Source organism: Solirubrobacter phytolaccae (assembly GCF_027587195.1).
Lineage (GTDB): Bacteria > Actinomycetota > Thermoleophilia > Solirubrobacterales > Solirubrobacteraceae > Solirubrobacter > Solirubrobacter phytolaccae.
This window is the reverse complement of the sequence record NZ_JAPDDP010000043.1, coordinates 17,737-32,082: the sequence shown is the minus strand read 5'-3', so window position 1 is coordinate 32,082 and position 14,346 is coordinate 17,737. Positions and strand designations below refer to the sequence as shown.

The 14,346-nt window shown below is 71.8% G+C and carries 10 protein-coding genes; 8 read left to right on the top strand and 2 right to left on the bottom strand.

The genetic code is table 11. The features are described 5' to 3' along the window. Positions 1 to 65 precede the first annotated feature (65 nt). On the top strand, positions 66 to 416 hold the full coding sequence (locus OJ997_RS21510) for a hypothetical protein (RefSeq protein ID WP_270027295.1): 351 nt from the start codon (positions 66 to 68) through the stop codon (positions 414 to 416). Here the strand turns inward: OJ997_RS21510 and OJ997_RS21505 are convergent. Beyond that, positions 413 to 967, bottom strand: a complete 555-nt coding sequence (locus tag OJ997_RS21505; RefSeq protein ID WP_270027294.1) for a hypothetical protein — start codon at positions 965 to 967, stop codon at positions 413 to 415. The two genes, OJ997_RS21510 and OJ997_RS21505, sit on opposite strands and share 4 nt — an antisense overlap. A 56-nt stretch (positions 968 to 1,023) precedes the next feature. Here OJ997_RS21505 and OJ997_RS21500 point away from each other — a divergent pair, with 56 nt between their 5' ends. Further along, entirely contained in the window at positions 1,024 to 2,289 is a 1,266-nt protein-coding gene (locus OJ997_RS21500; RefSeq protein ID WP_270027293.1) for a hypothetical protein, read from the top strand. Between the two features lie 55 nt (positions 2,290 to 2,344). After that, the gene (locus tag OJ997_RS21495; RefSeq protein WP_270027292.1) at positions 2,345 to 2,911 is read left to right on the top strand and encodes a hypothetical protein; all 567 of its coding nucleotides are present in this window, start codon (positions 2,345 to 2,347) and stop codon (positions 2,909 to 2,911) included. Here the strand turns inward: OJ997_RS21495 and OJ997_RS21490 are convergent. Continuing rightward, positions 2,908 to 3,222 carry a GatB/YqeY domain-containing protein gene (locus OJ997_RS21490; RefSeq protein ID WP_372517920.1) on the bottom strand — a complete coding sequence of 105 codons (315 nt, stop codon included), beginning with the start codon at positions 3,220 to 3,222 and terminating at the stop codon, positions 2,908 to 2,910. The two genes, OJ997_RS21495 and OJ997_RS21490, sit on opposite strands and share 4 nt — an antisense overlap. A 183-nt stretch (positions 3,223 to 3,405) precedes the next feature. Here OJ997_RS21490 and OJ997_RS21485 point away from each other — a divergent pair, with 183 nt between their 5' ends. Genes OJ997_RS21485 through OJ997_RS21465 form a run of 5 tightly spaced genes read left to right on the top strand, consistent with a single transcriptional unit; the run spans position 3,406 to position 14,346 of the window. After that, positions 3,406 to 4,191: a hypothetical protein gene (locus OJ997_RS21485; protein WP_270027290.1), complete on the top strand. Its 786-nt coding sequence runs from the start codon at positions 3,406 to 3,408 to the stop codon at positions 4,189 to 4,191. Next, the gene (locus OJ997_RS21480; RefSeq protein ID WP_270027289.1) at positions 4,188 to 5,207 is read left to right on the top strand and encodes a hypothetical protein; all 1,020 of its coding nucleotides are present in this window, start codon (positions 4,188 to 4,190) and stop codon (positions 5,205 to 5,207) included. Before OJ997_RS21485 ends, OJ997_RS21480 begins: the two co-directional genes overlap by 4 nt. Further along, the gene (locus OJ997_RS21475; protein ID WP_270027288.1) at positions 5,204 to 6,529 is read left to right on the top strand and encodes a hypothetical protein; all 1,326 of its coding nucleotides are present in this window, start codon (positions 5,204 to 5,206) and stop codon (positions 6,527 to 6,529) included. Before OJ997_RS21480 ends, OJ997_RS21475 begins: the two co-directional genes overlap by 4 nt. Before the next feature lie 9 nt (positions 6,530 to 6,538). Then, positions 6,539 to 10,672 carry a CHAT domain-containing protein gene (locus tag OJ997_RS21470; RefSeq protein ID WP_270027286.1) on the top strand — a complete coding sequence of 1,378 codons (4,134 nt, stop codon included), beginning with the start codon at positions 6,539 to 6,541 and terminating at the stop codon, positions 10,670 to 10,672. Continuing rightward, a complete protein-coding gene (locus OJ997_RS21465) occupies positions 10,669 to 14,346 on the top strand; it encodes a CHAT domain-containing protein (RefSeq protein ID WP_270027285.1) in 3,678 nt (1,225 codons plus the stop codon). Before OJ997_RS21470 ends, OJ997_RS21465 begins: the two co-directional genes overlap by 4 nt.

The window sequence follows — 14,346 nt, the reverse complement described above, 5'->3', positions numbered from 1 at the left end:
GAATGCTGTTACAGCGTTACACGTCGGCATCGTGTCAACAGGTCTTCGTGACGACCCCGCATTCCATGAGCACTATCCCGATTCGCGTCCCGGCCGAGGTTCATCAGCAGGTGAGCCGTCTCGCCAAGCTGTGCGGCAACCAGCCCGCGGAGTTGCTCGCCGCGGCGTGGAGCGAGTACCTCGAGCGGCACCGAGATGACTTCGCTTCCGATCTCGAGAAGGCGGCGGCCCTTGTGCGGGATGGGTCCCTCGACGAGCTCGTCGACTTCGTGCAAGACGCACATGCGACGGATCTGGTCGTCGATGCGGATGATCTCGCCGCCGCGCAACAGGATGAGGCGGTCATCGAGGCGGTGGCCGCTGCTCGGCGTGCCGTTGAGGCGTCCCGCAGCGCGGGTCGCCGTCACGAGCTCTAGAGCGGAGCGTAGAGTCGCTTCAGCTCCGGGTGGCCGGGCACCGCTGTCCGTGACGGGCGGAGCTGGAAGCGTTTCTGCCACATCTGGTCGGTTGCTTCATCGAACGGGTCGACGGCGAGGACTGTGGCGCCCATCCGTTGAGCGAGCTCCGAGGCGACGCCGATCGCATCCTCGACGAGTCGGCCGCCATCGACCTCGTGCGCGGCGCTCTTCGCGAGCTGCGTCAAGAGAACGGCACCTTGCGTCGGCCGAGCGAGGCCCAAGCGCTTGCGATGGCCACCGCTGAGCTCGACCTGTCCGGCGGTCAGCGCGTAGAACCCGAGGAGCTTGCCGTCTTCGATCAGCAGATACGGGATCGACTCGCCGTTGAGACCCTGCTCGCGGAGCCAAGTGGCCGAGGCCTGAGCGGCGGGACGTGGACCGGGATCGAAGCGCTCGATCGCCTGCTCGAGCTCGGGGTACCGTTCGGCCGCCGCATGGTTCCAGCGAACCCAGTGGACGCCGGGGAACCGCTGCCCCGTGTCCTCTTCAGCGCGGTGGTCCTCGGCCATTGTCGGTGCAGCATAACATGCATAGAGAGAGCGTCTTTCGTGTAAAGTGACTTGACGTGGCCTCGGGATTGCCCAGAGATGAACAGCGCGCAATCGGCCGTCAGCATCTGCAGGTGCAGCTGGAGCAAGCACGCCGCGACGAGGAGCGCGCGCGGGTCGCCGCAGAGCGGTTACGTGTGGCTATTCGCGCCGCGAGGAGCGGCGGTATTCCGGTCGTTCGGATCGCAGAGCTCACGGGCATGACGCGTCCCGGGGTGTACGACGTGCTCAACCGCACCTCCTCTCACGGCGTCGAAGGACTCGACGATCTCGTGGTCGCGACAATCGCGGCGATGGGTGGCGCGTCGGTGACCGTGCTCGCGGAGCGGCTGGGAGTGCCCGAAGTCGCGGTCGCTGAGTCGGTCCGACGGCTCGCGTCGGATGACAGCCTGCTGCTCGCCGCGGCTGGCTATGGCGAGGACCTTCAGCAGTTCGTCTTGCTTGGTCCTCTAGGGCTCGAGCGGTTGACGGCGCAGATCGCCCGCGAAAGCCGGCCGCGCGGACGCGACTGGGCGGTGTACTTCGAGATCGACTCGCTCGAGGCCGCTGGGTTGGAGCGAGCGGCCCGTGCCCGATTCGGCGAGCGGACCGCAGTGCTTCCGGTCGGGACGCTGCGAGCGCAAACGGCACCGGAGCTCGCGGTCGCTCTTCCCGCGAGCGATCTCGTCGACGCGATGAATCAGGCCGCCGCAGCGTGGCAACGGCTGCGCGATGACGTGGACCTTCCCGCGACCGCGATGCGGGTCGCTGCTGTGATTCCACCGGCAACGCGCTCCGGGGCTCTCGACGCGTTCGTCGCGGGACTGCTTGAAGGCGATCCGGAACTCTACGAGTCCGTCCATAGGTTGCTGCCTGATCTCGCCGAATCAGATGAAGATCGTGAGATCGCCATCCGCGCGCTCACCGAGGGGGCGACCGCGCTTCGTCGATCGTTGGATCATCCTGAGCAGGCACCTGTGCTGGACTCGGGTGACGCAGCGTTCGCCGAGTGGACTACGGCAGCTCACCTGCGGCTCGATCCCGACCGTGAGCGAATTCAAGAGCCGCTCGTCGCGGCGCTCGATCTGGCGACGGAACGACTCGGTCCGTTTCCCGGTGGACGGCTGGGGCACTTCAAGCCGCCCGATGGGGTGCCCAAGACCGTTCCCGACGTCGAACCGTCCGACGAGGACCTTCACGCGATCGCGTTGCTCGCGGGCACCACCGTGGGGCGAGCCCATGCTCGACGTCCTCAAGACGCCGACATCGAACGCATTTTGCCGCACGTCGCGAGCGGCAGGTAGACACGCCGGCGGCCCGCAAGTACTAAATGAGCGCTGCGCGGGTACTTCGACGTGCGTGCACCGCTTCTTGATCCCCGTGGTCTGCGCCGTGGCCTTCGCTGCGTGCGGACAGGCCGAGCAGACCCCCGCGCCGGAGACCACGCGGCCGCCCACTGTCGACCGCGTCGAGCTCACGGAGAAGGCCAACGCCGTGTGCGAGGACGCGCAGCCGGCCATGGACCGCGCCGGGAAGCAGATCGACCAGTCGTTCGAGGACGGCAACCGCGCGCAGTCGGCGCGTGAGCGCGACCGCTTCCGCGAGGCCAACGGCAAGGCGTGGGAGCTCCGGCACGCGACGATGGCGAAGGCGTTCCCGGAGCTGCGCGCGCTGGTCAAGCCGGGCCTCGACAAGCCGTACGACGCGTTCCTCAGCAGTTGGGGCCGGAACGTGGGGTACCTCGAGGAGCTCGGCCGCGCGATCGGCCGCGATGCGTCGGTCCAGGAGCTGGACGGGATCCACGGGCTCGTCACGGAGGGCGCCGACGAGCTCGCGGGCGCGGCGATCGCGGCGAAGGTGCTGGACTGCGCCGCGCCCTACGCCCCGGGCGGGGACCCGAGCAACCAGGACGCCGAGACCTCCTAGCGGGGGACGTAGCCGCGGAGCGCGTCGGCCTCGCGCCGGAGCCGCACGGCGGCATCGGCCTGGCCGAGCGCGTCGTAGCGGTCCGCCTCTTGCGCGCGCTCGTCGATCTGCGCCTGCAGGAGCGTGTGCACGTCGTCGAGCGACAGCGCGCGGCGCTCGGCCTCGGTCGAGCCGACGCCCGCCCGCGCGCCGGCGACGTGCTCACTGCTCGGCGCCTCGACGTGGTCGGGCGCGACGACCGCCTCGGCGTTGTCGATCGCGGCGAGCGCGGTCCGCAGCGCCGACGTCGTCTCCTTGTCGCGCGCCTTCATGGCGGTTCTCAGGTCGGCGCGGAGCGCGTCACGGAGCGCTTGGGGTTCGAGGAGCTTCAAGGCACTCGGTATAGCCGGATCGCGCTTGCCTTGCGCGTACCGACCGTTTACAGTCCTCGCGCTCAAGACTGGCTCAGTGTTCCACGGAGGGAAGAGGTTGGTGCTGTCGTCTCGTCGCTGCTCGTGCTGGTCCCATCCCGCATGACCGCGGGCGCGGCACTCCTGCCGCGAGCGCTCCGCACGCGGATCGACGATGCGATCGCGGCCTCCGCTCCCGCGTGGGACGACTTCGTGTCGGCGAACCTGGAGCACCCGGGAGGCGGCGCTTCACCGCTCGTCGTCAAGTACGTCGGGTCCCGGTGGGCCGGCGCCTATCGCGGCCCCAACGGCGGGTTGTACATCGGCCAGGACAACTACACCTGGGGGCGTGGCGTCTACGTCACCGGCGTCGAGGAGCCGCTCTCCACGGCGATCTACGGCCGGGCCGGCGTCCTCGCGCGTTTCGACCCGGCGGGATGGCGCGCGTTCGACGCGCGTGACCCGGCCAATCGCGAGCTCTACCTGCGCTGGTTGCGGGTGCAGCCCGCCTATCGCGATGCCGTGCTGACGGTGCACACGAACCTCTGGCTGCACAAGCTGCGGAACCTGTTTCGGGAGCAGTTCCAGATCGACGTCGTCCTCTTCACACCCGACGAGGTGGACGCGCTCGGCTGGTACACGAACCGGACGGACACCTGGCTCGCCGTCAGCGACTGGACCCCGACCGGGACGTTGGCGCTGGGGTTCTCGAACCGCTTCCAGGACGCTCGGCTCACGCTGCTCGTGGAGGAGGACTTCGTCGTCGACGCGCCCGCGCTCACGCGTTCCCCCTACCTGCGCATCAGCGGAGCCGCGCCCGCGGTCACGGCTTTGGCCGACCGGGCGCGCCACGCATACGCCACCGGGGCCATCGAGCGGGTCCCGTCATGAGCCTGATTCCGGTGGCGGCCGAGCTGATCCGGCGCGCCGCGAGCGACGAGAACTACGCCATCGACCTTCAGGCCGCCGTCGCCGACGATGCTGTGTTCGCCGGGCTCGTCGAAGCCGAGATCGGGCGCGAGGAGCTGGGCTGGCTGGCGCTGGCGGAATGGCAATGGTTCGCGGCCTGGCGGCAAGGGCTCGGCGGCCCGCTGGACGACCGCGTGCTCGAGCACCTCGGTCGAGCGGCGCAGCACTCACGGTCCGCCCGCTTCGAGCTGCGCGCCCTGGTGATGCGCGATCCGGAGACCGAGGCGCTGGCCGGCTCCATCTCGGGCACGGCGTCCGCTGATGCCCCGGCGGGCCTGCGCTGGCTGCGCACCCACGCGCGGGAGTTCGTCGACAGCGAGGAGATCGCCCGCGACGCGCTCCAGTTCGCCACCGAGGCCGCGTGGTTCACGCTGCGCGAGCTGACGGCACCTGAGCACCCCCGGACCGAGGCGATCCGCGGGCTCCTGCTCCAGTTCGCCGCCGAACGCGAGATCGGGGTCGAGGTGACCGCGCGCTGGGTGACCGAGCCGGAGCCCGCGGGGGCGCAGCTCGCCGACGCGGCACCCCCGCCCGTTCGCGTCCTGGGGGTCGTCGGGGAGCGGCTGTCGCGGCTCGCGGAGGGCCTCACCGCCGCGACCGCGATCGTGGGAGCGCGACTCACGCCGATCGAGGTCCTGGGGGAGGACGAGGACAGCGTTCCCGTGAAGCTGTCGTTGCCCCCCGGTGCCGAGGAGCTCCTCGCCGAGAACGCCGACGCGCGGGCCGTGGTCGGCGACGGAGCGTTGCGCATCTGGATCTCTGGCACCTGGCGGCCGGCGCCGGGGAGCCGGATCGTCCTGCACGTGATCGACTCGTCCGAGGCGACGCTGACGACCGAAGCGACCGTCCCGCCGGGCCGCGGGCGGCTCAAGTTCGTCGTCGACTGGAACGACCCGGAGCCACCGACCTCCGTGCTCCTGGCGGTGTTCGCACCGTGAGCGACCCGCTGGACGGCGTCCTGCTCGCCACGTCCACCGTGAACGGCTTGGAGTTCGCCGCGGCGAGACGAGGCGGGCGGCCGCTGTCGACGGTCGACATCATCGTGGGCCTGATCACCGCGGATGTCACCGGGGCGTGGGACGACATCCAGTTGAAGGGCAACTTCGTCGACGAGGCGGACATCGAGCGGTTCCCGGACCCCGACCAGCGCCCGGACGGGACATGGCACCGCGTGCCGCTCACGCACTCGGCGTCCGCCGGTCTGCGCAAGGCCGTCGAGATCGCGGCCGACTACCACCTCGTCCCGGTGCCCCCGGGCGTGCTCGCCCTGGGCCTGCTCGCCGACCGGGAGGCCGGCGCCAGCCGCGCGCTCCTGGACGGCTCGGACCTGACGCACGGAGACCTCCTGGCGCTCGTCCAGGACGATCTGCTCGACGTCGAGCTCGAGGGGTTCGATCCCACGATCACCAAACGCTCGCGGCTGGCGGGGGCGCTCACCGGACCCAGCCGGACACCGGATGCGGTGCGCACCCACGACTGGGTCGAGCAGCCACCGGGCGCGCTGCTGATGCTTGCCGGAGCCGTCGAGCAGGCGGACGACGACGAGGATCTGCACGACCTGCTGGACGCGATGCTCCTCGACCCGGAGGAGCTGCGTTCGATGGACCACGAGCTCCGTGAGCTCGAGGACGTCGACACGGACACCGTGCTGCAGCGAGCACGCCGGCGGTTCGGCGTCAGCGATCCCGACCCGGCCGAGACGATCGTCGCCGCGGCGCTGGTCGACTCACCCCGCGTGCGGGAGGCCCTGCGACGGATCGGCCTGACGAACCACGAGCTCGTGGCCCAGACGGCCGAGTTCCGGCTGCGTCGTGTCGAGGGTGCGAGTGGGGACGAGCGCGTGTTCCGGACGTCGATCCTGAACGCCGTCCTCACGACCACGACGTCGGTGCTCGTCGTGAAGGCGGCCTTCGACGACGACGGCGACTGGTGGAAGCTCCTGTTCCTGTGGCCCGTGTGGTCGGGCCACCCGCAGAGCGGACCTGCGGCCGGGACGGTGATCGCTGCGCTGCTGGCCGTGCTCGTCTCGCCGCTCGCGGGGCTTGCGCATTTCGTCTCGCTCGGTGCCGAGCTGCTGCAGATCTCGGCTGAACGTCGCACCCTGCACGCCCGAACCGGTGTGCGTCTCAGCGCCAAAGAGCTCCGCTCCGTCACCCTGCGGCTGCTCACCGTGCGCTCGCGTGCGGTCAGCCGCAAGCAGCAGGCGCTGCGCGCCCGCGTCCGGCGCATCCGTGACGGACGCGACGAAGCGGTCGTCTGACGCACGCTGATGACCGCGTCTCGCTCACGGGTCCCCGGCAGGGTGTTCATCCTCGTCGAGATCGCGCTGCTGATCCTGACGGTGACGGGCGCGCTCGAAGGTGACCTGCGCCGTACCGCCGTCGCGTTCGTCGCGATGTTCGTCGTCGCGCAAGGCGCTGTCGCCTCGGTCGTGCTGGCGCTCGTGGCGCTCATCTTGGGCGAGTGGCCGGTGGCGATCGTCGCCGCGGCGAGCGCGCTGACGCACGAGTCGCTGCTCCTGCTGTTCATCCTGCGCCGGCCGACGGCCGATCCGGCTGTGCTCGCGTCCGCGTTCGCCCTCCTGCCGCCGGACCTCCACGCCCAGTTGCGTGCGGTCGCCGGCGACGAGCCGATCTCGACCTGGCACATGGTGGCGCTCGCCCGAAGCGAGGCACCGGAGCTCTGGGGACGTCATCTCGGTGCCGACCCGGGGCGGGCCGCGTTCGACGGCGGGATCCTCGCGGATCCGCGAGGCGGCGACTGCACCCGGTTCGCGTGCGAGGCGGTGGCGCTGGCAGACGCCTACGTGCGGACCGCCGACATCCGCTTGACCCCGGACGGGCTGGCCGGTTCCGCGGTGCTGGTCGTGCACTCGGCCGCTCACGAATGGGTGGAGACCGCCGTCCTGCGGGACGCGCTGCCGCTCTCGGAGAGCCAACTGCTGGCCGGCTTCCAGACCTTCGGCAAGAGCGCCGCCGCACGCGGTCTGGTGACGCGGACGGAGTTGGCGATGAAGCTCCCTCCGGGCACCGACGAGCTGCTCCCGAGAGAGGAGCTGGCCGTGCTCACGCGGGGGCGGCTCATCAGGCTGCGGTTCCTCGAAGCGGGGGTGTGGGTCGTCGTCCTCGCGTCCATGCTGCGGGACGGGGTCCGTGCGCTGGCCTGGTGGAAACGAGACCGGCGCCCAGCTCCGGTCGCTCCGGTGCTCGCGCGGGTCAAGCCGGACCCAGTGGCCGCGCGGACGGCGAGCGGCGGTCCGCTCGAGCCCTGGTACGGACTTCCGCGGGGCTTTCGCCTGCTCTGGGCGGTCGGGCGTCCCGTGCTCGCGGTCGGCGCGATCGTGGCGGCGGCCGTCGTCGACGACGCGCCGGTGGGCGTCGTCGGTCTCACCGTCGCGGTGGCCTGGCTGCGGCTCCTTCGCCTGCCGGGAGCGGCCGTGGTGCTGGCCGGCGGGCTGGCCGTCCTCGCTCCGGTCGCCGGCGCTCTGCTGGTCGTACGCGCCGTGCTGGCCGAAGTGGTCCTCGCGGCGGCCGGAGGCTTCGGGGACCGGGGGTGCCGGCGTCGAGGGCTCGAGCGAATCGCGGTTGCCCGCCGTCACGTGCTGGACGGCCTCGACCTCGAGGGCGGGACGTACGACGAAGCCGAGCTCCGGCTCCGGACGGCCATCGCGACGAACACGCAGGAACGGGACGAGCTGTGGGCGTTCGCCGCGCAGCTCGTGGCCGCGGCGTGGGCCGAGATGCGGCCCGTCACGATGGTCCGGACGGGCCTCCGCGTCGTGCGCTCGGCGGTGACCGGGCGCTGGAGTGACAGAGCGGAGGGCATCCACTTCGGTGGCGAGCTGCAGCGGTCGTACGTGCTCGACCTTGTTGTCGGCGCGGGGGCGAGGGTGCTGGGAATCGTGCTCGCCGCGCTCACAGCGGCGTTCGTCGTCGGGCCCGCGCCCGTGGGTCCAATCGACGGCGAGCTGCTGCGGTACGCGCCGCCGATGGTGGTGGCGGTGCTTCTGGCCGTGCTCATCGGGCGCCGCAAGGTGCCGTTCGTCCGCGCCGCCGTGGTCGCGGCCGTCGCCTACGTGGCCATCGGTCCCGAGTCCGCCGGGGCGATCGCGGTGGGGATCATCGTCGGCATCGCGTCGCACCAGATCCGGGCCTCACTCGAGCGCTGGATCGTCAGCGGCCCGAAGCGAGAGCCCTGGGCGCCGCCGCGCAGGACACCCCGGCGGTTGCGCGACGTCTGGCTGGCGGCCGACGAAGCGGCGGCGGCATTCCGCGTGCCGCTGGCGATCGAGATGCTGGAGGACCTGGCGGCTGACCCGAAAGCCGCTGCCAACCCTTCGCTGGTCGCCGACTGCAACGCGAGAATCGCGCTGTGGCAGCTCGAAGCCGGGCAACTCGACGACGCTGCGAAGCGCCTCGATCGTCTCGGAGAGACGAACCACGCGTTCACCGTCACGGGGCACTACGCCGTCGGGATGCTGCAGGTGCAGCTGGGCCAGGACGCGCTCGGCCGCGACCAGCTGGCGCTGGCGCTGAAGCAGGCGAAGGCGCGCACGGCGCAGGCACGGCAGATCGCCGTGGCGCTGGCTGAGACCCACGCGCGCCTCGACGAGTCGGCCGAGGCGCTTGAGGTGCTCAGGGAGCATCCGCCGCCTCGGGTCGTCGCGACGGGTCTCGCGCAGATGATCGACCGTGAGCTGGTGGTCGCGTCCGCGATGTACGCCGACAAGGATCGGGAAGCGGCGCTGCGACGGCTCGAGGACATGCACCTGGATGCGTCGCCCGGCCTCGAGCTGGAGGAGCTCGACGCGCAGACGGCGCGTGCCGTGGCCAGCGCGCAGGGACGGGCGATGGTGCTCGCCGGCCGGATCCAGCTGGAGTCCGGACGTCCGGACCGTGCCGAGACGAAGCTCAGGGACGCGCTGCGGCGGCTCTCCACGCAGGGAGATCCGTACTGGCGCGCCGTCGCGCGGATCCTGCTCGGATGCTCGCTGGCCGAGCGCCGGCGCTTCCAGGCTGCGGTCGGGGAGATCGCCGCGGGGACCGAGGTGCTGGAGCAGCGGCGCGGGCAGCTCAGCAGCACGGAGCGGCGGATGGCCATGATCGTCGCGGGGCAGGACGTCTATGAGCAGGCCCTCGGCGCGCTCGAGCGCGCGGACGAGGCGGGCGTCGCGACGGCCGGCATCACGGCTGCAGTGCTCGTCGAGTCGCTACGACGCAGCGCCATCTCACAGATGCTCAGTGAACGTGACCTGTCGTTTCCACGCGAGGTCGCCGACCGCCTGCGGGGCATCGACGTGGACAGCAACGGGCACGCGGACGTCGCCAGCGAGATGTCGGCCGTCGCTGCCGCCGTCTTCCGGGAGCGTGCCGTCCACCCCGAGGACCTGAGGGCCGTGGCACGCGCGAACGGACACGTCCTGGCGTTCAACGTCGCCCCTGGAGGCGCGACCTGGTGCGTGTGGGTGAGTCCCGAAGGCGGCGCGCGCGTCCACCGGGTGGACCGGCCCGCATATGGGCCGGAGCATGCCGTGAGCCGGCTTCGTGCGGGCCGAGGCTTCAGTGGTGGTGAGCTGCACTACCCGTGGGACGACTCCGGGCCGGTCTGGCAGCAACTGGCGGACGCGCTGCTCCCCGAGGGCCTGCGCGACCGACTCGTCATGGCCGACCCCGACCGTCCGGAGCGGCTGTTGATCGTGCCCGACGGCTACGTCGCCGGTGTTCCGTGGGCCGCGCTCTCGGTGGCTGGAAGTCCGCTGGCCGAGCGGGCCGTCATCCAGCTGGTCCCGGCCTACGATCTCGCCGGATCGGGCGTCTGGAGGAGACGCGCGGGCCGCGACAGCGTCCTGGCGCACGCGTCGGAGCCGGTGCTCGATCTGCTGCGTGAACGCCTGTCGGTCGTCAGGGCCGAGACCCGTGACGCGTTCACCGACGGGTTGGACGCCCAGGTCCACGGCGGCGCCTACTTGGGCACGCACGGGGAGGGCACCGGCCTGCAGCAGCGGGTGCAGTTCCCGGACGACCGCTGGCTCTCCGCAGGCGGTGCGCTGTCGCACGGGTGGCCCGATTGGGTCGTGTTCGCGGCCTGCGTCATCGGCCGGATCGACCCGCGACTGGGCGGAGAGCCGCTCGGCCTCCCGATCTCGTGCATGCTGCGAGGCGCCACCACGGTGATCGCGGCGGTCGTCCGGATCACGGGTGCCTCCGACGACGATCCGGCTCCGACCACCGTGCGTCTCTACGCCAGGGTCGGCACGGACCTCGCCCGGGCGCAGCCGCCGGCGGCGGCGCTGCGAGCCGCGCAGCTCGCGTACCTGCGGTCGACGGAGCTGCCTTCCGTGGCGGACGGGCTCGGAGCGGTCTGCATCTCGTTGCTGCCGCTCCGCGGCGACCTCCCGGCATGACGGCGGCGGCCTTCCTCGACGCGCGGACATACCGCGTCGTAGCGGTGGCGCGCAGCTGGGCGGATGACCTGGTGGTCGTCGGCATCTTCGTCGTGCTCGCGGTGCTCTTCGGAGCGCAGTTCAACGACGTCGCGTTCGATCCGACGGTCGGCCGGCGGCTGAGGTCGAGCGACGCGGCCATCGTGGCGACGGGAGCACAGATCTGGTTCCCGGCGCTCCTTGCCGGCGCGGTCGCCCTGGCGTGTCTCCGTCTCGGCGCCGCGCTCGACGACGACCGATCGCCGCCGCGGCGGGTCGTGCTGCTCCTGCTCGCCGGGGCACTCATCGCCCTAACGGCGTTCCTGAAGCTGTGGGACACGCCGGGCACCGTCGTGGGCCGCTTCGCTCCGCTGGCCGTTGCGTTGCTGATCGTAGTGCGGCTCCCGCGGTGGCGTGATCGGGCTCGGCTGCGGGGCGAGACGAGGGCCGGGTTCAGGCCGTCGTTGCGCGCCCTGCGGTCGCTGAACGGCGTTCGGGTCCTGCGGTGGTGCGCGACGGTGATCCCGGACGGCACCTTCTACACGAGCGGTGAGGGCGTCGAAGCGGCCCTGGACGAGGCGGTGCGGGTGTTCAGCCGACACGGCGACCCTCGATCCGAGGCGTACGTGCGCGCCCGTGCGATCGAGCACTGCTTGGCTCGGTCGGGGATCGTCGACGCCGAGCGGCTGAGCCGCGACGCGCTGGCGTGCTCGCGCGTCGCGCGGGAGCCAGCGGTGCTCTCGGCCTATGCGCTGTTCCTGCAGAGCGTCGGCCGCGACCGGGATGCCGCCGACGCGATCGCACAGGCCGAGGCCGTGGCGCGTCGAACGCCGCCGGCGCTCCGCTCGCTCGCGGCCCAGCTGCACGCCGAGCTCGACGACGCCCCGCCTTCCGACCCTGACCCGGGGCGCCGCTGGCTACGGCTCGTCTGGCAGCGACGACCGGCTGCCGTCGCCCTGGAGCTGCTCCAACACGTCCGGACATCCAGGGAGCGAGACCCCGAGGGGGCACGGGAAAGCGCGTATGCGCTCTGCGAGGTGGTCCGCGCCGTGACCGTTCACCCCTTGACGGAGCTCGCGTTCGACGAGCACCTGCGAATGCAACGCGTGCGCGGGCTGGCGCTCGAGACCATCGGCTCCATCCACGACGCTCGGGGTGAGCTGCTGGACGCCGCGGATGCCTACACGGACGCGTACGAGGAGTTCGCGCTCATCAAGGATCGGACGCGCAGCGCCGACGTCATGGTGCGCGCGGCCGGCAACCTGTTGCGTGCCGGGGCCGGGACATCGGAGCATGAGTCGCACGCCCTCGACCTCGTGCGCGTGTCCTTCGAGGTGATCGAGCGGGAACGCGGTCCGCTGCGACAGGGAGCCAGCCGTGGCGCATGGGTGCAGAGCCTGCGTCGGCTCTACACGACCATGTTCGAGCGCCTCGCGACGGACGTCGTCTGGCACCGCGAGAAGGCGGGCGAGCTGGCGATGTGGCTGCTCGAGTCGGTCCATCGGACCACGCTCGGCGCCGCGCTGCGTGGCGACCCGCTCGCGACCGACGACGAGCTGGACGCGCTGCTGGAGCAGTTGGCGCGCGCGGAGGGCGAGAGCGACGCGGCGGTCGCCGCGGACGCGCGGAGCGCCGCGGTCGAGCGGTTCACGCACGCTCGCGACGCCGCGCTGCTGCTGGACGCCGTGGACCTGGCGGCGGTGCGACGCGCGCTCGGCTCGGGCGTCGGGCTCGTCTACCACTGCTCGCGCGACGGGGCCGGCTGGAGCGTGGGCGGCGTCCTGATCTCGCCCACGCTCGGCGAGGCGACGTTCTTCTCGCGCATCGACGACGGTGATGCGAGCGAGCTGCTGAGCGCGATCACGGACCGTCGTCACGCGGCCGTGAAAGCGGCGTTCGGCGTTCCGCTCTGGGATGACCTGTGGACGGCGCTCGCCCGGTCCATCCTGCCGGAAACGCTCGGGGACGAGCTCCGGTCCGCCGCCCGGGACGGTGGGCGAGCATGCCTCGTCATCGTCCCGGACGGTCCGTTGGCCAGCCTGCCCTTCCCGGGCTTGCACGTGGACGGCGTCGCGCTCGCCGAGCTTGCCGACGTCCAGCTGACACCGTCCTTGACCCTGCTCAGCGCGGACGTGGGCGACGAGCGTGGGGGTTCGGGCGTGATCGTCACGCAGGTCGACGAACGGGTCCTGGCGGGAGCGGCGGCGCCGGCCTGGGTCGGTGAGGTGCGCTCCAGCGCGACGCGCGCCGAGTTCGAGCTGGCGCTCGGCACCCTGCCCCGGCCCGACCTCGCCGTCATCCTGGCCCACGGACAGGCCGGGAGAAGCGTGACCGACAACGTGATCCTGATGGGTGACGCCTCGCTGTCGGCCATCTCGGCGCTTCGCCTACCGTGGCCGCCGGCGGTGATCCTGGGCAATTGCTGGATCGGTGCGGGTGAGGTGAATGCGGGCGAGGAGCCGTTCGGCTTCCCGATCGCGTGTCTGATGAACGGGGCGCGCACCGTGGTCGGCGCCGTCACCCCGACGCCGGCCACCGGCGTGGTTCGGCTGCTCCACTCCGTCGCGGCCAGGCTGCCGACCGGAGCCTCCCTTTCACTCGCGGTCCGCGAGGCCGTGCTGCCGCCTCCGGGTGCCGAGCGCGAGCGCTGGCGGGACGCGCCGCCGATGGACTGGGCCTGTCTGGCCGTGTGGTCCACGGTCGCCCCAGCGTCACGCCCCCGGAAGGACCGACCGCAGCACTGGGACGCCGACGGGATGCCGACGGCTCGCGAGCATGCGTCGGACGTCGCGCCGGTGCGCTTCCGCGCCCCGGCGGACCTCGCGCTGGACCGGGTCTTGAGGGCCGCGGCGGCGCGCGCGCAGGCGACGGTGTCCGCGGCGGACGTGCTCGAAGCGGCGGTGGACGTCGATCCGATCGCTCGGGATCTGCCCGATGCTCGGGCGGCGGTCAAGCACGTCTCAGAGCCGGCGACGGATACGCCCGACCGCGTCGTGTGCGTCGGTTCGGGAGCGCCGCTCGTGCTGTCCCCGGCCGTGTTCGAGGCGGTACGGGCGAGTGCCGCGGCAGCGGCGTGCGCGGGACGGACGTCGATGTCGCTGTGGCCGCTGCTCGCCGAGCTCTGCTTTCTCCTCGACGCCGCTCCCGAGGTCGAGCGGTTCGGCCAGGCGGTCTTTGACCGGGCGGGGCGGGAGGCCGAATCCGGAGGCGATGGGCTCAAGCTCGGCGACTACGACGCCGCCCGCGTCGAGTGGCTGGGGAGCGATATGACGCTCTCGCCACTCAAAGGGTTGCGGACCGCCCGCCGCGTGCTGTGGTGCGCGGCGTTCGTGGTGCTCCTCCTGGTCGGCACGGCCCTGACCTCCGCCCGCGACATCGACCAGATGCTCCTCACGCGCGGCTACCTCGGCGTCCACATCGTCGGCGCTCCGGGGGAGCCCGTGAGCGTCGGCGGCGTCGAGAACGGCAGTCCAGCCGCTGGTGCGAGGCTGCGCCCTGGCGAGGTGATCCGTTCGATCGACGGCATCCCGGTCACCGGCGCCGCCGAGACCGTCCTGCGCATTCGCGCGCACCGGCCGGGAACCGAGATCCGGCTGGTCGTGTATGACGGCGTGGAGGAGCGGACGGTGGTGACGCGAACCGCGAAGCTCCCCTAG

Excerpts from the sequence above, each read along its gene's own strand:
- OJ997_RS21490 (WP_372517920.1), bottom strand. The coding sequence starts at position 3,222 with ATGAAGGCGCGCGACAAGGAGACGACGTCGGCGCTGCGGACCGCGCTC.
- OJ997_RS21465 (WP_270027285.1), top strand. The coding sequence starts at position 10,669 with ATGACGGCGGCGGCCTTCCTCGACGCGCGGACATACCGCGTCGTAGCG.
- OJ997_RS21505 (WP_270027294.1), bottom strand. The coding sequence starts at position 967 with ATGGCCGAGGACCACCGCGCTGAAGAGGACACGGGGCAGCGGTTCCCC.
- OJ997_RS21470 (WP_270027286.1), top strand. The coding sequence starts at position 6,539 with ATGACCGCGTCTCGCTCACGGGTCCCCGGCAGGGTGTTCATCCTCGTC.
- OJ997_RS21480 (WP_270027289.1), top strand. The coding sequence starts at position 4,188 with ATGAGCCTGATTCCGGTGGCGGCCGAGCTGATCCGGCGCGCCGCGAGC.
- OJ997_RS21510 (WP_270027295.1), top strand. The coding sequence starts at position 66 with ATGAGCACTATCCCGATTCGCGTCCCGGCCGAGGTTCATCAGCAGGTG.